Source organism: Escherichia sp. 93.0816, from assembly GCF_013368855.2.
Taxonomy (GTDB): Bacteria; Pseudomonadota; Gammaproteobacteria; order Enterobacterales; family Enterobacteriaceae; genus Escherichia; species Escherichia ruysiae.
Genome location: NZ_JABWNC020000002.1, coordinates 250,588 through 266,993, shown reverse-complemented (window position 1 = coordinate 266,993; position 16,406 = coordinate 250,588). Strand labels below are relative to the sequence as shown.

The window sequence follows — 16,406 nt, the reverse complement described above, 5'->3', positions numbered from 1 at the left end:
GTCGGAGGTTAAATAAATCCCCTCATGAATATTATCACTGAAATGAATTTATAGTTTTGTTTTTACTTGTTTGGCTAATAGCAGGGGAAATCAATTTTTCGAATCTGGATAAGAAATATCTTTCAGTTTTTATTGCTTTTTTTGTTGCTCTTTCGGACTAAAGGCCTTGTGTTTCGCCTTTGGTCATTATTTTGAATGATATCGTAAACTGATTGGATTTGCGGTTTTTGATTAAGTATTTCTAACAACATAATTTAGATATTTTAAATGTGTCAGAGGTATTTTACCAGGTTATTATTTGATGCTAGCCTCCTGAAACATACAAAGGATTTTTGGTGTGTCAGGGGTAAACTGATATGAAAGTGAATGCTAAGGATAATTTATTCGCTAGATCTATTAATTTGTTGGAGTCATTTGAGGGATGAATATCCTGATTAAACCATCATGATTTATAGAGAGTGGATATGGAGGATATATGTTGCCAGGATGCTGCAAAAATGGAATTGTTATCAGTAAAATACCCGTTATGCAGGCAGGATTAAAAGAGGTCATGAGGACCCATCTACCTGAATATGAAATAACGAGTAGCGCCTCTGCGGAGGAGTTGACCTTATTACAATTACGTCGTGCTGGGTTAGTGGTTGCCGATTTATCCGGCGAAACGGAAGACCCGCGTTCCGTTTGTGAACATTACTATTCATTGATCTCACAATACCGGGAAATACATTGGGTTTTCATGGTTTCGCGTGCCTGGTACTCCCCGGCAGTAGAACTGCTTATGTGCCCAACAGCGACGTTACTGTCCGATGTCGAACCCATTGAGAATCTGGTTAAGACCGTTCGTTCCGGCAATGCGTATGCGGATCGTATCAGCGCCATGCTGACCTCTCCGGCAATGACTGAAACTCAGGATTTTAGCTATCGCACCGTCATTCTGACCCTTTCAGAGCGCAAGGTACTGCGGCTGTTAGGCAAAGGATGGGGCATCAACCAGATAGCTTCATTGCTCAAGAAAAGTAATAAAACTATCAGCGCACAAAAAAACAGTGCGATGCGTCGGCTGGCAATTCACAGCAATGCTGAGATGTATGCATGGATAAATAGCGCGCAGGGTGCAAGAGAACTTAACTTGCCTTCTGTTTATGGAGATGCCGCAGAATGGAACACAACCGAATTAAGAAGAGAAATGTCGCACTTATAGAAAAATGCGTCATGAGCAGTATCGGTATTGAGAGTTTATTCAGAAAGTTTGCGGGTAACCCTTATAAGCTCCACACCTATACCAGCCAGGAGTCGTTTCAGGATGCCATGTCGCGGTTCTCGTTTGCGGCGGTCATTTTTTCTTTTTCTGCCATGAGAAGTGAGCGTAGAGAAGGATTATCTTGCCTGACTGAGCTGGCGATTAAATTTCCGCGTACCCGACGTTTGGTTATTGCAGATGATGATATTGAAGCACGGTTGATCGGTTCATTATCTCCATCACCACTGGACGGAGTATTAAGTAAAGCATCGACGCTGGAAGTTTTTCATCAGGAGTTATTTCTGTCATTAAATGGTGTGCGTCAGGCAACCGATCGGCTGAACAATCAGTGGTACATTAACCAAAGTCGGACGTTAAGCCCAACGGAGAGAGAAATATTGCGTTTTATGTCGCGTGGCTACTCAATGACACAAATTGCCGAGCAGCTTAAACGCAATATCAAAACGATCCGCGCGCATAAATTTAATGTGATGTCGAAACTGGGCGTCAGTTCTGATGCAGGGTTGTTGGAGGCCGCAGATATTCTGTTATGTATGCGGCATTGCGAAACAAGTAACGTGTTGCATCCCTATTAATCCGCATGATGCCGGGTTTACTTCCCCGGCAGTGCTTTCATTTCAGCGTACAATCGCCACATTGCTGCACATCCGGTAGGCGATAACGCTGGCAGCAGGTTCGGCGCACCAGCAGGCCGTCGCGCAGCACCACCGTACGCCAGAGTGGATTATCTTCGCCGCTGGTGAGCGTTTTCTCAAAAAAGAGGGCATGGCGGAGCGATTCAACCGTCGCCTCGCCAAGCAACTGCTTCATTTCTGTCAGATACCAGTTGATCAAATATCCGGTATTACTCCAGATGAGTTTGCCGTTAATCTCTCCAGTCGCTTCTAATGCCTGCACTACCGGGACAAGCGCCTGGCTGATTAACGTTTCCATTCGCTGTTGTGGAGAATGCGTTGTTGCGTTTTTATCTTCACACACATCGACCCAGAAACAGGCGGCGCGTCCGGTTTCGTGAAATTCAACGTGGAAATGCTCCGGGGAAAGGTCTAACGCTCTTTCCTGCGTCAGCAGCGCCAGCATTAATGGCGGCACCATCAGGCCGATATACCATTGCGCCCACAACGAGATCAGCGGCTTGTTCTCGCGGATCATCATCGGTTGGTTGCGGTAGATATGATCGGAATAGACCGCCAGTAGGGAACTTAGCGTATTCGGTGATGACCATTGCGCCAGCGTCATGGCGCGAAGCGGGGCGGGTTCATCCAGACGGATAAACTCCAGCAAATGTTCACGATGTTCGGCGATCGTCGCACGTACGGCTTGTGCAAGCCCAGCATCCTGCGGCTGGAGATGCGTTCGCCAGATAACATCTTCATAGAGCGGTGCGGAACGATAGGCCATAATCGGGATAGTAATCTAAATGATAATGATTGCTAATCCTAGCGATAGGTTTACCCGATAGCAAGGGATTTCTCTGGCTTGCAAATGATAAAAATTATCATATGATATTGGTTATCATTATCAGTTTGAGGGATAAAATCATGTTGCAACGTATGCTGGGCAGTGGCTGGGGAGTGTTGCTGCCGGGATTGCTGATTGCAGGGCTGATGTATGCGGATTTATCGCCGGATCAGTGGCGGATTGTCATTGTGATGGGATTAGTGCTGACGCCGGTGATGCTGTATCACAAACAACTACGGCATTATGTATTGCTACCATCGTGCCTGGCGCTTATTTCTGGCGTCATGCTGATGATAATAAACTGGAATCAGGGATGATAAAGCAGGGAAGAAACAAGAGAGGAAGTAAAGATAATTGGTGCGAGGGGGGGGACTTGAACCCCCACGTCCGTAAGGACACTAACACCTGAAGCTAGCGCGTCTACCAATTCCGCCACCTTCGCACAGTCATCTTACTTTTTTTGATATCGCCTCGTTGGTGCGAGGGGGGGGACTTGAACCCCCACGTCCGTAAGAACACTAACACCTGAAGCTAGCGCGTCTACCAATTCCGCCACCTTCGCCCAGTGCGAGCAATATCAACGTGGTTTTTGGTGCGAGGGGGGGGACTTGAACCCCCACGTCCGTAAGGACACTAACACCTGAAGCTAGCGCGTCTACCAATTCCGCCACCTTCGCATACCATCAATTCTTAAAAAGAATTGCTACCACGGAGGCGCATTCTAGTGGTTTTCAGCTTTTCGTCAATAGTTAATTATCGCCTGATGTGTAATTGCTGGAAAAATGGTCATCAGGAGGCTAACGTGCAGGTTTTGTATGTCGGATAAGGCGTTCACGCCGCATCCGATATGGCATGTGGCAATGGATGCCAGATGCGACGCTGGCGCGTCTTATCTGGCCTACAAAGGGCTAACGAGCAGGTTTGGTAGGTTGGATAAGGCGTTCACGCCGCATCCAACAAGGCTTGCGGCGAGAGACTTAACCTTTCTTCGCCTGGCGAGTCATAATCGCGCGATACACCTTGAAGCGTCCGGTTTGCGCAATGACTTCATGGAAGCCAAATGTCTCATCCAGCACGTCCGGGTAAGGCAGGAAGGCGTTCGCCACAATTCGCAACTCGCCGCCGCTGTTAAGATGACGCACCGCACCGCGAATCAGCGTTTGTGCTGCATCCAGGCTGGTTTGCATCCCATCGTGGAACGGTGGGTTGGAGATGATCATATCAAAACGACCTTTCACCTCGGAAAAGACGTTGCTGGCAAAGACTTCACCTTCAACACCGTTGGCCGCAAGTGTTGCGCGGCTGGCTTCTACCGCTGGCGCAGAGACATCGCACAGAGTGAGACGAATTTTCGGCGAATGGCGCGCAAAGGCAACCGAAAGCACGCCCGCACCGCAGCCGACATCCAGCACTTTGCCTTTTGTGTGCGGGGTTAACGTCGAGAGCAGCAACTGACTGCCGACATCCAGACCGTCGCGGCTAAACACGCCTGGCAGCGTTTTGACCGTCAGGCCATCGACGCTGTATTCGCCCCAGAATTTATCGGCATCAAACACCGGCTGCTTTTCCAGACGACCAAAATAGAGACCGCAGCGACGGGCGCTGTCTACCTTATTCAATGGCGCATAATCTGCCAGCATTTGCTCGGCGCTGCGCACGCCGCTACGGTTTTCGCCCACGACAAAAATGTCAGTCCCCACCGGCAGCAGAGAAAGTAAATTCATCAACTGGAACTGGGCTTCCGGTTTGTTCTTCGGCCAGTAGTAAATCAGCGTATCGCAATCTGCGACATCATCCGCCGTGGCGACCAGACTAAAACGGGCGTTATCACCCATCTGGCGGCTTAAAACCTGCCAGTGGTGGAATTGCTGGGTATGAGCACGACTGGTCGCGGTATCTAAACGCGCGGGCAGGTCATCCTGTAAGTCACCGGCAAACAGAATACGGCTTTGTTCGAAATCATCACTGTGGCGCAGCAAGACTTCACTTGCCGGGGTAAATGCAGACATGGAATGCTCCTCAATTGATACTGGCGGCGATTATAGCCATATGTTGGCGCGGTATCGACGAATTTGCTATATTTGCGCCCCTGACAACAGGAGCGATTCGCTATGACATCCCGACGAGACTGGCAGTTACAGCAACTGGGCATTACCCAGTGGTCGCTGCGTCGCCCTGGCGCGTTGCAGGGAGAGGTAGCCATTGCGATCCCCGCACACGTTCGTCTGGTGATGGTGGCAAACGATCTTCCCGCCCTGACCGATCCTCTGGTGAGCGACGTTCTGCGCGCATTAACCGTCAGCCCTGATCAAGTGCTGCAACTGACGCCAGAAAAGATCGCGATGTTGCCGCAAGGCAGTCGCTGCAATAGCTGGCGGTTGGGCACTGATGAACCGCTATCACTGGAAGGCGCTCAGGTGGCATCACCGGCGCTCACCGAATTACGGGCAAACCCAACGGCACGCGCCGCGTTATGGCAACAAATTTGCACATATGAACACGATTTCTTCCCTCGAAACGACTGATTTACCAGCGGCTTTCCACATTGAACAACGCGCCCACGCCTTTCCGTGGAGTGAAAAAACGTTTGCCAGCAACCAGGGCGAACGCTATCTCAACTTTCAGTTGACGCAAGACGGCAAAATGGCGGCGTTTGCGATTACGCAAGTGGTGCTGGATGAAGCTACATTGTTCAATATTGCGGTCGATCCTGACTATCAGCGCCAGGGACTGGGAAGGGCGCTGCTGGAACATCTGATCGACGAACTGGAAAAACGCGGCGTGGCGACGCTATGGCTGGAAGTCCGCGCTTCTAACGCTGCCGCCATTGCCCTGTACGAAAGTTTAGGCTTTAACGAGGCGACGATTCGCCGCAATTACTACCCCACCACGGACGGTCGCGAAGACGCCATCATCATGGCGTTGCCAATCAGTATGTAAGACAAGGTGGAATAATGAAGTGGGACTGGATTTTCTTTGATGCCGATGAAACGCTGTTTACTTTTGACTCGTTCACCGGCCTGCAGCGGATGTTTCTTGATTACAGCGTCACCTTTACCGCTGAAGATTTTCAGGACTATCAGGCCGTTAACAAGCCACTGTGGGTGGATTATCAAAACGGCGCGATCACTTCATTACAGCTCCAGCACGGGCGTTTTGAGAGCTGGGCCGAACGGCTGAATGTCGAGCCGGGTAAACTCAACGAGGCCTTTATTAATGCGATGGCGGAAATCTGTACGCCGTTGCCGGGGGCGGTTTCTCTGCTTAACGCCATTCGTGGCAACGCTAAAATTGGCATTATCACCAACGGCTTTAGCGCCTTGCAGCAGGTGCGTCTGGAACGCACGGGGCTGCGTGATTATTTCGATTTGCTGGTGATTTCCGAAGAAGTTGGCGTTGCCAAACCGAATAAGAAAATTTTCGATTATGCGCTGGAACAGGCGGGCAATCCTGACCGTTCACGCGTGCTGATGGTTGGCGACACCGCTGAGTCCGATATTCTCGGTGGCATCAACGCCGGGCTTGCGACCTGCTGGCTGAATGCGCACAATCGCGAGCAACCAGAAGGCATCGCGCCCACCTGGACCGTTTCTTCGTTGCACGAACTGGAGCAGCTCCTGTGTAAACACTGATTGCCTCCCCCCCGATGATGGGTAAAATAGCCGCAATTTTTCGTTTTCAACAAGCGCGGCGCGATGCCGCTTACTCAAGAAGAAAGAATTATGACGTTGTCTCCTTATTTGCAAGAGGTGGCGAAGCGCCGCACTTTTGCCATTATTTCTCACCCGGACGCCGGTAAAACTACCATCACCGAGAAGGTGCTGCTGTTCGGACAGGCCATTCAGACCGCCGGTACGGTAAAAGGCCGTGGCTCTAACCAGCACGCTAAGTCGGACTGGATGGAGATGGAAAAACAGCGTGGGATCTCCATTACCACATCTGTGATGCAGTTCCCTTATCACGACTGCCTGGTTAACCTGCTCGACACCCCGGGGCACGAAGACTTCTCGGAAGATACCTACCGTACCCTGACGGCGGTGGACTGCTGCCTGATGGTTATCGACGCCGCAAAAGGTGTTGAAGATCGTACCCGCAAGCTGATGGAAGTTACCCGTCTGCGTGACACGCCGATCCTCACCTTTATGAACAAACTTGACCGTGATATCCGCGACCCGATGGAACTGCTCGATGAAGTTGAGAACGAGCTGAAAATCGGCTGCGCACCGATCACCTGGCCGATTGGCTGCGGCAAGCTGTTTAAAGGCGTTTACCACCTTTATAAAGATGAAACCTATCTCTATCAGAGCGGTAAAGGCCACACCATTCAGGAAGTCCGCATTGTTAAAGGGCTGAATAACCCGGATCTCGATGCTGCGGTTGGTGAAGATCTGGCACAGCAGCTGCGTGACGAACTGGAACTGGTTAAAGGCGCGTCTAACGAGTTCGACAAAGAATTATTCCTTGCGGGCGAAATCACTCCGGTATTCTTCGGTACTGCGCTGGGTAACTTCGGCGTCGATCATATGCTGGATGGCCTGGTAGAGTGGGCGCCTGCGCCGATGCCGCGTCAGACCGATACCCGTACCGTAGAGGCGAGCGAAGATAAATTTACCGGCTTCGTATTTAAAATTCAGGCCAATATGGACCCGAAACACCGCGACCGCGTGGCGTTTATGCGTGTGGTATCCGGTAAATATGAAAAAGGCATGAAGCTGCGCCAGGTGCGTACCGCGAAAGATGTGGTGATCTCCGACGCGCTGACCTTTATGGCGGGTGACCGTTCGCACGTTGAAGAAGCTTATCCGGGCGATATCCTCGGTCTGCACAACCACGGCACTATTCAGATCGGCGACACCTTTACCCAGGGTGAGATGATGAAGTTCACCGGTATTCCGAACTTCGCGCCGGAACTGTTCCGTCGCATCCGCCTGAAAGATCCGCTGAAGCAAAAACAGCTGCTCAAAGGGCTGGTACAGCTTTCCGAAGAGGGCGCAGTGCAGGTGTTCCGTCCCATCTCCAACAACGATTTGATCGTCGGTGCGGTTGGTATACTGCAGTTTGATGTGGTGGTGTCGCGCCTGAAGAGCGAATACAACGTCGAAGCGGTGTATGAGTCAGTCAACGTCACTACCGCCCGCTGGGTAGAATGTGCGGATGCGAAGAAATTCGAAGAGTTCAAGCGTAAGAACGAAAGCCAACTGGCGCTTGATGGTGGCGACAACCTCGCTTTCATCGCCACCAGCATGGTTAACCTGCGCTTAGCGCAAGAGCGTTATCCGGACGTTCAATTCCACCAGACCCGCGAGCATTAATTCTTGCCTCCAGGGCGCGGCAGCCGCTGCGCCCTGTCAATTTCCCTTCCTTATTAGCCGCTTGCGGAATGTTCTTAAAACATTCGCTTTCGCTTATGTTTGCTCGCTTTTTAGCCGATACGGCGAGCGGTTTCAAAATTGTGATCTATATTTAACAAAGCAATGACATTTGTGTCGGCTTTAAATACCGTTATGTACGTAGGTAATAGTATTTAAAACCGTTAACTGTCATTCGATTGATATTAATAACTGATTCAGAAGCTGTAACGGTCGTTATTCATCACCCATCGCTTTTGTGATGGCGACCATTGACTTCTGTCGAGGGTGAAGTCTCTCCCTATTCAGCAATGCAACCTCGTGTTGCCTGGCTCAAATTACGAGCAAACATACAGGAATAAATCGATGACTATGACAAGACTGAAGATTTCGAAAACTCTGCTGGCTGTAATGCTGACCTCTGCTGTCGCGACCGGTTCTGCCTATGCGGAAAACAACGCGCAGACCACCAATGAAAGCGCAGGGCAAAAAGTCGATAGCTCTATGAATAAAGTCGGTAATTTCATGGATGACAGCGCCATCACTGCGAAAGTGAAGGCAGCTCTGGTGGATCATGAAAATATCAAGAGCACTGATATCTCTGTCAAAACCGATCAAAAAGTCGTGACGTTAAGCGGATTTGTTGAAAGCCAGGCACAGGCCGAAGAGGCAGTGAAAGTGGCGAAAGGCGTTGAAGGCGTGACCTCCGTCAGTGACAAACTGCACGTTCGCGACGCTAAAGAAGGCTCTGTGAAGGGCTACGCGGGTGACACCGCCACCACCAGTGAAATCAAAGCCAAACTGCTGGCGGACGACATTGTTCCTTCACGTAAAGTGAAAGTTGAAACCACCGATGGCGTGGTTCAGCTCTCCGGAACCGTAGATTCTCAGGCACAAAGCGACCGTGCTGAAAGTATCGCCAAAGCGGTAGATGGTGTGAAAAGCGTTAAAAATGATCTGAAAACTAAGTAATTCGTCGTAATTCGTCCTCCCGAACTTTGTCGGGAGGCGCGATGTGCACCACACTAAAAATATCGCATTGAGTGAATATCAAGCGGTGACATTAACTATGGTAAAGGAGAGGCTTATGTTTCGTTGGGGCATCATATTTCTGGTTATCGCGTTAATCGCCGCCGCACTTGGGTTTGGTGGTCTGGCCGGTACTGCAGCGGGTGCTGCGAAAATTGTCTTTGTCGTCGGGATTATTCTGTTCCTGGTGAGTTTGTTCATGGGCCGAAAACGACCCTAGATTTCAGACGATTAAGAAAATTTTATCCAAAGCCAGTCCAGCGGACTGGCTTTTGCGGTTTTAGCGAATAATAAATTGCGTTACTTTGTCATTCTTTCACAACAAAAACAGGAAGGCAGAGGTGGGGCAGCGAATACCTGTAACGCTTGGTAATATTGCGCCGTTGTCGCTAAGGCCGTTCCAGCCAGGACGAATTGCGCTGGTGTGCGAAGGCGGCGGGCAGCGTGGAATTTTCACGGCTGGTGTGCTGGATGAGTTTATGCGCGCGCAGTTTAATCCTTTCGATCTCTATTTTGGCACGTCCGCCGGGGCGCAAAATCTTTCGGCCTATATCTGCAACCAGCCTGGTTACGCACGTAAAGTCATCATGCGTTACACCACAAAACGCGAATTTTTCGATCCAGTACGTTTTGTCCGTGGAGGAAATCTTATCGATCTCGACTGGCTGGTGGAGGCGACTGCAAGCCAGATGCCGTTGCAGATGGATACCGCTGCGCGGTTGTTTGATAGCGGCAAATCGTTTTATATGTGTGCCTGCCGCCAGGACGATTACACGCCGAACTACTTTGTGCCGACCAAACAAAACTGGCTGGATTTGATTCGCGCCTCCAGTGCGATTCCCGGTTTTTATCGCACCGGAGTTTCACTTGATGGGATTAACTATTTTGATGGGGGCGTCAGCGATGCGATCCCGGTTAAAGAAGCGGCAAGACAGGGGGCGAAAACGCTGGTGGTGATCCGCACTGTGCCGTCGCAAATGTACTATACGCCGCAGTGGTTTAAACGTATGGAACGTTGGCTGGGTGATAGTAGCCTACAACCGCTGGTCAATCTGGTGCAGCATCATGAAACCAGTTATCGCGCCATCCAACAATTTATTGAGAAACCGCCCGGCAAGTTACGCATTTTCGAAATTTATCCGCCGAAACCGCTGCATAGCATCGCGCTTGGCAGTCGGCTTCCGGCGCTGCGTGAAGATTACAAACTTGGGCGCTTATGCGGGCGCTATTTCCTCGCGACGATCGGCAAAATGTTAAGTGAAAAACCGCCAATTACTCGCCATCTGGTGCCGGTGGCGACGCCGGAATCGATCGTCATCCCGCCAGCGCCAGTCGCCAACGACACGCTGGTTGCCGGGGTGATCGACGCTCCGCAGGCGAACGACCCGACATTTAACAACGAGGATCTGGCTTGATTTGCCGTTTTATCGACACCCACTGCCATTTTGATTTTCCGCCTTTTAGTGGCGATGAAGAGGCCAGCCTGCAACGCGCGGCACAAGCGGGCGTAGGCAAGATCATTGTTCCGGCAACCGAGGCGGCAAACTTTGCCCGCGTGCAGGCGTTAGCGGAAAATTATCAACCGCTGTATGCCGCCTTAGGGTTGCATCCAGGGATGTTGGAAAAACATAGCGATGCGTCGCTGGAGCAGTTACAGCAGGCGCTGGAAACGCGTCCGGCGAAGGTGGTGGCGGTGGGGGAGGTAGGCCTGGATCTCTTTGGCGACGATCCACAATTTGAGAGGCAGCAGTGGTTGCTCGACGAACAACTTAAGCTGGCGAAACGCTACGATCTGCCGGTGATCCTTCATTCACGGCGCACGCATGACAAGCTGGCGATGCATCTTAAACGCCACGATTTGCCGCGTGCTGGCGTGGTTCACGGATTTTCTGGCAGCCTGCAACAGGCCGAACGGTTTGTGCAACTGGGCTACAAAATCGGCGTAGGCGGCACTATCACTTATCCGCGAGCCAGTAAAACCCGCGATGTCATCGCAAAATTACCGCTGGCGTCGTTGCTGCTGGAAACTGATGCCCCGGATATGCCGCTAAATGGTTTTCAGGGTCAGCCTAACCGCCCGGAGCAGGTCGCCCGTGTGTTTGCCGTGCTTTGTGATTTACGCCCGGAACCAGCGGATGAAATTGCCGACGTGTTGCTTAATAACACGTATGCGGTGTTTAACGTGCCCGATGGCTGGTAAGGCCGTCCGTAAGTGAACACTGGTGCTGCTTGTTCCCCTCACCCTCACCCTAACCCTCTCCCCAGAGGGGCGAGGGGACTGATTGTGCTTAATGTTGAGTTTTGCGACATCTCTGGCTTATCACAGATACAGCGCCGGAAATATCAATCGACTAACCCCGTGCTCCTTTAACGCGCCAGCCAACTGCTCAACATCTTTCGGCGTGGCGCTCGGCCAGCTTTGCGCTTCGCCATACACACCGTGGGCATGAAACGCGTTCAGGCGTACCGGAACATCGCCAAGTCCCTTGATAAACGCCGCCAGCTCATCGATGTGTTGCAAATAATCCACCTGATTGGGGATTACCAATAAACGCAGTTCCGCCAGCTTGCCGCGCTCTGCAAGCAAACTGATGCTGCGCTTAATCTGTTGATTATCGCGTCCGGTTAACTGTTGATGACACGCGCTACCCCACGCTTTGAGATCGAGCATTGCGCCGTCGCACACCGGAAGCAATTTTTCCCAGCCGGTTTCGCTCAACATGCCGTTACTGTCCACCAGACAGGTGAGATGGCGCAATTGCGGATTATTTTTGATAGCAGTAAACAGCGCCACCACAAACGGCAGCTGCGTCGTGGCTTCGCCGCCGCTCACCGTTATCCCTTCAATAAACAACACCGCTTTGCGGATATGACTAAGCACCTCGTCCACGCCCATGCTTTGTGCCATCGGCGTGGCATTCTGCGGACACATCTTCAGGCAGGTGTCGCACTGCTCGCAGACTGCAACGTTCCACATTACTTTGCCGTCGGCAATCTGCAACGCCTGATGTGGACACTGCGGCACACATTCCCCGCAATCATTGCAGCGTCCCATCGTCCACGGATTGTGACAATTTTTGCAGCGCAGATTGCAGCCCTGCAAAAACAGAGCCAGACGACTGCCTGGCCCGTCAACGCAGGAGAAGGGGATGATCTTACTGACTAAAGCGCATCTGCTGTTCATGGCTTATCACGCGCGGCTGGCGTTCCAGAATACGAGTGTTACGTGCAGCTTCTTCGCCCAGCCAGGTGGTATTGGTACGTGAACCTTCGGCACGATATTTTTCTAAATCCGACAAACGCACCATATAACCGGTAACGCGAACCAGATCGTTACCGCTGACATTGGCGGTAAATTCACGCATTCCGGCTTTAAAGGCACCGAGGCAAAGCTGTACCAGCGCCTGCGGATTACGTTTGATGGTTTCGTCGAGCGTCAGAATGTCGCTGATTCCAGAGTAATAATAAGCATGATGCGGGGCGACGGTTTGCAGATGGGTGATTGGATCTGGCTCATCGCCATACGGCAATCGCGCCCCCGGCGTGGTGCCGATATCGGAACTGATCCCCGACTGTGCGTGTAGCATGGCGCGTTTTTGCCAGCCATATTTCACTGGCGTGCTGGCGACAAACTCCGCCAGTTGCGCGCTGATGCGATAACCCACTTCATTTGCGGCGGCTTCTTTACCGTAGCGCGCGGCAATCCCTTCTTTCTCGCACAGCAAGTTAACCGCTTCCGCCAGCCCGTACATGCCAAACATCGGCACAAAACGTTCAGGATCAATCAACCCTTCTTTGACCAGGAAGCTATTCTCAAAGAAGTGTGATTGTTGATAGAGAAATTCACATCGCGCATCGATGATGGCGATCTGCTGCTGGCAGTAGTGCGGTAGAGTGCGCGTAAAGAAGTCATCCAGCGATTCACTGCGCTCGGCAATGGCTTTCAGGTTAAGGCGTACCAGCGTACTGCCACCGCCAGCCAGCGGCAGCGAGTTGTAACAGCTTACGATCCCGTAACCCCCTTTTGTGAAAATTTTATCATGTACTGAACCGTTGGCGATGTGCGGTTTGCTACATTCACAAATGTTTTTTGCCACTTCCAGCAGCAGATCATCAGGAGTGATCTCAGGATCGTAGATAAAGGTCAGATTTGGTGAAACCTGCTTCAGCTCTGCATCTGCGCGTAAAATTGCACGGGTGATGGGGGAATCGGACGGGCCGATATTGGCATGCATAAAAGCGTCTGGCAGGGTTCTGTCGAGATAACGCCAGAAACGTTTTATTCGAATATCGATTTCGTCTTGTGTTAGAATTTTAACATACGGTTGCAACAACGCATCCAGTTGCCCCAGGTAGACCGGCATTGAGGTGACTGACGGGACATGGTGATAAAGAATGGTCAGCAGGGAGAGCGCATCATCAAGATCTTTCGCGCCTTCCAGCTCCAGCCATTCAGAACCGTTCGCCAGAAAACGGGCGTAATCGGGTAAGACATAGCGCGGTTTGTACGGCGCATGACCTTCAAACATATCGCAGATTACGCCTTCATCCAGCGCGCGGCGGGCTTCGGCAGGAAGCTGTGGGTAAGGCAGATTGTTTTCTGCTTCCAGCGCCAGAAAATGGCGCTTCTGCTCCGGACTAAGTACCGGACTGGTGACAATTTGCTGGCAACGTTGTTGCAGTGCAATTTCATGAGAAGTGGGCATCTTCTTTTCCTTTTATGCCGAAGGTGATGCGCCATTGTAAGAAGTTTCGTGATGTTCACTTTGATCCTGATGCGTTTGCCACCACTGGCGCATTCATTTGAAAGTGAATTATTTGAACCAGATCGCATTACCGTAATGCAAATTTGTAAGTAGATTTTCTTAATTGTGATGTATATCGAAGTGTGTTGCGGAGTCGATGTTAGAATACTAACAAACTCGCAAGGTGAATTTTATTGGCGACAAGCCAGGAGAATGAAATGACTGATCTGAAAGCAAGCAGCCTGCGTGCACTGAAATTGATGGACCTGACCACTCTGAATGACGACGACACTGACGAGAAAGTGATCGCCCTGTGTCATCAGGCTAAAACTCCGGTCGGCAATACCGCCGCTATCTGTATCTATCCTCGCTTTATCCCGATTGCTCGCAAGACTCTGAAAGAGCAGGGTACCCCGGAAATCCGTATCGCTACGGTAACTAACTTCCCACACGGTAACGACGACATCGACATCGCGCTGACAGAAACCCGTGCGGCAATCGCCTACGGTGCCGATGAAGTTGACGTGGTGTTCCCGTATCGTGCGCTGATGGCGGGTAACGAGCAGGTTGGTTTTGACCTGGTGAAAGCCTGTAAAGAGGCTTGTGCAGCGGCGAACGTGCTGCTGAAAGTGATCATCGAAACCGGTGAACTGAAAGACGAAGCCCTGATCCGCAAAGCGTCTGAAATCTCCATCAAAGCGGGTGCTGACTTCATCAAAACCTCTACCGGTAAAGTCGCGGTGAATGCGACGCCGGAAAGCGCGCGCATCATGATGGAAGTCATCCGCGACATGGGCGTAGAAAAAACCGTTGGTTTCAAACCGGCGGGCGGCGTGCGTACTGCGGAAGATGCGCAGAAATATCTCGCTATTGCAGATGAACTGTTCGGTGCTGACTGGGCAGATGCGCGTCACTATCGCTTTGGCGCTTCCAGCCTGCTGGCAAGCCTGCTGAAAGCTCTGGGCCACGGCGACGGTAAGAGCGCCAGCAGCTACTAAGCTGTCTTTTGCCAGAGGGCGGATGCCGGATGCTACGGGTCGGGTGCCCCTGTAGGCCTGATAAGACGCGTCAGCGTCGCATCAGGCTGTCAGCAGTGATGCCGGATGCGGCGCGAACGCCTTGTCCGGCCTACGGGGCGAGTGCCGTGTAGGCATGATAAGAAGCGGTCAGCATCAGGCAATAACAACATCCGCCATCTGGCAACAACGCCTTCAAACTTATTCCACGGGAGGTTACCTTGTTTCTCGCACAAGAAATTATTCGTAAAAAACGTGATGGTCATGCGCTGAGCGATGAAGAGATTCGTTTCTTTATCAACGGCATTCGCGACAATACTATCTCCGAAGGGCAGATTGCCGCCCTCGCGATGACCATTTTCTTCCACGATATGACAATGCCGGAGCGTGTCTCGCTGACGATGGCGATGCGAGATTCAGGAACCGTTCTCGACTGGAAAAGCCTGCATCTGAATGGCCCGATTGTTGATAAACACTCCACCGGCGGCGTCGGCGATGTGACTTCGTTGATGTTGGGGCCAATGGTCGCTGCCTGTGGTGGTTACATTCCGATGATCTCCGGTCGCGGCCTCGGTCATACTGGCGGTACGCTCGACAAACTGGAATCAATCCCTGGCTTCGATATCTTCCCGGATGACAACCGTTTCCGCGAAATCATTAAAGATGTTGGCGTAGCGATTATCGGTCAGACCAGCTCACTGGCTCCGGCGGATAAACGTTTCTACGCAACCCGCGACATCACCGCAACCGTGGACTCCATCCCACTGATCACTGCTTCTATTCTGGCTAAGAAACTGGCGGAAGGTCTGGATGCGCTGGTGATGGACGTGAAAGTGGGTAGCGGCGCGTTTATGCCGACCTACGAACTCTCTGAAGCCCTCGCCGAAGCGATTGTTGGCGTGGCAAATGGCGCTGGCGTGCGCACCACTGCGCTGCTCACCGACATGAATCAGGTGTTGGCCTCCAGTGCCGGTAACGCGGTTGAAGTGCGTGAAGCGGTGCAGTTCCTGACCGGTGAATACCGTAACCCGCGTCTGTTTGATGTCACGATGGCGCTGTGCGTGGAGATGCTTACCTCCGGCAAACTGGCGAAAGATGACGCCGAAGCGCGCGCGAAATTGCAGGCGGTGCTGGACAACGGTAAAGCGGCAGAAGTCTTCGGTCGTATGGTCGCGGCACAAAAAGGCCCGACTGACTTCGTTGAGAACTACGCGAAGTATCTGCCGACAGCCATGCTGACGAAAGCAGTCTATGCTGATACCGAAGGTTTTGTCAGTGAAATGGATACCCGCGCGCTGGGGATGGCAGTGGTTGCAATGGGCGGCGGTCGCCGTCAGGCATCTGACACCATCGATTACAGCGTCGGCTTCACTGATATGGCGCGTCTGGGCGACCAGGTAGACGGTCAGCGTCCGCTGGCGGTTATCCACGCGAAAGACGAAAACAGCTGGCAGGAAGCGGCGAAAGCGGTGAAAGCGGCAATTAAACTTGCCGATAAAGCCCCAGAAAGCACACCAACTGTCTATCGTCGTATCAGTGAATAATT

General features: G+C 51.8%; 17 protein-coding genes and 3 tRNA genes. 13 read left to right on the top strand and 7 right to left on the bottom strand.

Annotation, left to right across the window (positions count from 1 at the left end; genetic code table 11):
• Positions 1-475: 475 nt before the first annotated feature.
• Complete coding sequence (locus tag HEM79_RS04020; protein WP_000936648.1) at positions 476-1,201, top strand: helix-turn-helix domain-containing protein; 726 nt, start codon at positions 476-478, stop codon at positions 1,199-1,201.
• Positions 1,159-1,836 (top strand): DNA-binding transcriptional activator BglJ, encoded by a 678-nt coding sequence (bglJ, locus tag HEM79_RS04015; RefSeq protein ID WP_024257318.1) that lies wholly within the window; start codon positions 1,159-1,161, stop codon positions 1,834-1,836. Before HEM79_RS04020 ends, bglJ begins: the two co-directional genes overlap by 43 nt.
• Before the next feature lie 37 nt (positions 1,837-1,873).
• Here the strand turns inward: bglJ and fhuF are convergent, their stop codons facing one another.
• On the bottom strand, positions 1,874-2,662 hold the full coding sequence (fhuF, locus tag HEM79_RS04010) for a siderophore-iron reductase FhuF (RefSeq protein WP_176241838.1): 789 nt from the start codon (positions 2,660-2,662) through the stop codon (positions 1,874-1,876).
• A 140-nt stretch (positions 2,663-2,802) separates the two neighbouring features.
• Here fhuF and HEM79_RS04005 point away from each other — a divergent pair, with 140 nt between their 5' ends.
• Positions 2,803-3,039, top strand: a complete 237-nt coding sequence (locus HEM79_RS04005) for a DUF1435 domain-containing protein (RefSeq protein ID WP_016159439.1) — start codon at positions 2,803-2,805, stop codon at positions 3,037-3,039.
• A gap of 38 nt (positions 3,040-3,077) precedes the next feature.
• Here HEM79_RS04005 and HEM79_RS04000 read toward each other — a convergent pair.
• The 4 genes from HEM79_RS04000 to rsmC form a co-directional block, all read right to left on the bottom strand.
• Positions 3,078-3,164 (bottom strand) — tRNA-Leu (locus HEM79_RS04000).
• Positions 3,165-3,197: 33 nt separating this feature from the next.
• Positions 3,198-3,284: transfer RNA gene (locus HEM79_RS03995), tRNA-Leu, on the bottom strand.
• A 28-nt stretch (positions 3,285-3,312) separates the two neighbouring features.
• Positions 3,313-3,399, bottom strand: a tRNA-Leu gene (locus tag HEM79_RS03990).
• A gap of 300 nt (positions 3,400-3,699) precedes the next feature.
• A complete protein-coding gene (gene rsmC / locus HEM79_RS03985) occupies positions 3,700-4,731 on the bottom strand; it encodes a 16S rRNA (guanine(1207)-N(2))-methyltransferase RsmC (protein WP_001272354.1) in 1,032 nt (343 codons plus the stop codon).
• A gap of 102 nt (positions 4,732-4,833) precedes the next feature.
• On the opposite strand from rsmC, the gene holD reads away from it, so the two are divergent.
• From holD to HEM79_RS03945, 8 genes are all read left to right on the top strand, one after another.
• On the top strand, positions 4,834-5,247 hold the full coding sequence (holD, locus tag HEM79_RS03980) for a DNA polymerase III subunit psi (RefSeq protein ID WP_000204035.1): 414 nt from the start codon (positions 4,834-4,836) through the stop codon (positions 5,245-5,247).
• Complete coding sequence (gene rimI, locus HEM79_RS03975) at positions 5,216-5,662, top strand: ribosomal protein S18-alanine N-acetyltransferase (protein WP_001092448.1); 447 nt, start codon at positions 5,216-5,218, stop codon at positions 5,660-5,662. Before holD ends, rimI begins: the two co-directional genes overlap by 32 nt.
• Before the next feature lie 14 nt (positions 5,663-5,676).
• Entirely contained in the window at positions 5,677-6,354 is a 678-nt protein-coding gene (gene yjjG, locus HEM79_RS03970; RefSeq protein ID WP_000870712.1) for a pyrimidine 5'-nucleotidase, read from the top strand.
• A gap of 90 nt (positions 6,355-6,444) precedes the next feature.
• Positions 6,445-8,034 (top strand): peptide chain release factor 3, encoded by a 1,590-nt coding sequence (gene prfC, locus HEM79_RS03965; RefSeq protein WP_176241837.1) that lies wholly within the window; start codon positions 6,445-6,447, stop codon positions 8,032-8,034.
• A gap of 402 nt (positions 8,035-8,436) precedes the next feature.
• A complete protein-coding gene (osmY, locus tag HEM79_RS03960) occupies positions 8,437-9,042 on the top strand; it encodes a molecular chaperone OsmY (protein WP_010352664.1) in 606 nt (201 codons plus the stop codon).
• A 115-nt stretch (positions 9,043-9,157) separates the two neighbouring features.
• Positions 9,158-9,319 (top strand): DUF1328 domain-containing protein, encoded by a 162-nt coding sequence (locus HEM79_RS03955; protein ID WP_000490275.1) that lies wholly within the window; start codon positions 9,158-9,160, stop codon positions 9,317-9,319.
• A 121-nt stretch (positions 9,320-9,440) separates the two neighbouring features.
• A complete protein-coding gene (locus tag HEM79_RS03950; RefSeq protein WP_176241836.1) occupies positions 9,441-10,514 on the top strand; it encodes a patatin-like phospholipase family protein in 1,074 nt (357 codons plus the stop codon).
• Positions 10,511-11,299 carry a metal-dependent hydrolase gene (locus tag HEM79_RS03945; protein WP_176241835.1) on the top strand — a complete coding sequence of 263 codons (789 nt, stop codon included), beginning with the start codon at positions 10,511-10,513 and terminating at the stop codon, positions 11,297-11,299. Before HEM79_RS03950 ends, HEM79_RS03945 begins: the two co-directional genes overlap by 4 nt.
• A gap of 120 nt (positions 11,300-11,419) precedes the next feature.
• Here the strand turns inward: HEM79_RS03945 and HEM79_RS03940 are convergent, their stop codons facing one another.
• Positions 11,420-12,283, bottom strand: a complete 864-nt coding sequence (locus tag HEM79_RS03940) for a YjjW family glycine radical enzyme activase (protein ID WP_176241834.1) — start codon at positions 12,281-12,283, stop codon at positions 11,420-11,422.
• Positions 12,255-13,805, bottom strand: coding sequence for a YjjI family glycine radical enzyme (locus HEM79_RS03935; protein ID WP_176241833.1), 1,551 nt, complete (start codon positions 13,803-13,805; stop codon positions 12,255-12,257). The genes HEM79_RS03940 and HEM79_RS03935 overlap by 29 nt, the downstream gene beginning before the upstream one ends.
• A gap of 257 nt (positions 13,806-14,062) precedes the next feature.
• Between HEM79_RS03935 and deoC the strand changes: the two genes are divergently transcribed.
• Entirely contained in the window at positions 14,063-14,842 is a 780-nt protein-coding gene (deoC, locus tag HEM79_RS03930) for a deoxyribose-phosphate aldolase (protein ID WP_176241832.1), read from the top strand.
• A 239-nt stretch (positions 14,843-15,081) separates the two neighbouring features.
• Positions 15,082-16,404, top strand: coding sequence for a thymidine phosphorylase (gene deoA / locus HEM79_RS03925; RefSeq protein WP_000477829.1), 1,323 nt, complete (start codon positions 15,082-15,084; stop codon positions 16,402-16,404).
• Positions 16,405-16,406: the final 2 nt, after the last annotated feature.

Coding starts and splice junctions, on each gene's coding strand:
- HEM79_RS04020 (WP_000936648.1), top strand. CDS start 476: ATGTTGCCAGGATGCTGCAAAAATGGAATTGTTATCAGTAAAATACCC.
- bglJ (WP_024257318.1), top strand. CDS start 1,159: ATGGAACACAACCGAATTAAGAAGAGAAATGTCGCACTTATAGAAAAA.
- fhuF (WP_176241838.1), bottom strand. CDS start 2,662: ATGGCCTATCGTTCCGCACCGCTCTATGAAGATGTTATCTGGCGAACG.
- HEM79_RS04005 (WP_016159439.1), top strand. CDS start 2,803: ATGTTGCAACGTATGCTGGGCAGTGGCTGGGGAGTGTTGCTGCCGGGA.
- rsmC (WP_001272354.1), bottom strand. CDS start 4,731: ATGTCTGCATTTACCCCGGCAAGTGAAGTCTTGCTGCGCCACAGTGAT.
- holD (WP_000204035.1), top strand. CDS start 4,834: ATGACATCCCGACGAGACTGGCAGTTACAGCAACTGGGCATTACCCAG.
- rimI (WP_001092448.1), top strand. CDS start 5,216: ATGAACACGATTTCTTCCCTCGAAACGACTGATTTACCAGCGGCTTTC.
- yjjG (WP_000870712.1), top strand. CDS start 5,677: ATGAAGTGGGACTGGATTTTCTTTGATGCCGATGAAACGCTGTTTACT.
- prfC (WP_176241837.1), top strand. CDS start 6,445: ATGACGTTGTCTCCTTATTTGCAAGAGGTGGCGAAGCGCCGCACTTTT.
- osmY (WP_010352664.1), top strand. CDS start 8,437: ATGACTATGACAAGACTGAAGATTTCGAAAACTCTGCTGGCTGTAATG.
- HEM79_RS03955 (WP_000490275.1), top strand. CDS start 9,158: ATGTTTCGTTGGGGCATCATATTTCTGGTTATCGCGTTAATCGCCGCC.
- HEM79_RS03940 (WP_176241834.1), bottom strand. CDS start 12,283: ATGAACAGCAGATGCGCTTTAGTCAGTAAGATCATCCCCTTCTCCTGC.
- HEM79_RS03935 (WP_176241833.1), bottom strand. CDS start 13,805: ATGCCCACTTCTCATGAAATTGCACTGCAACAACGTTGCCAGCAAATT.
- deoC (WP_176241832.1), top strand. CDS start 14,063: ATGACTGATCTGAAAGCAAGCAGCCTGCGTGCACTGAAATTGATGGAC.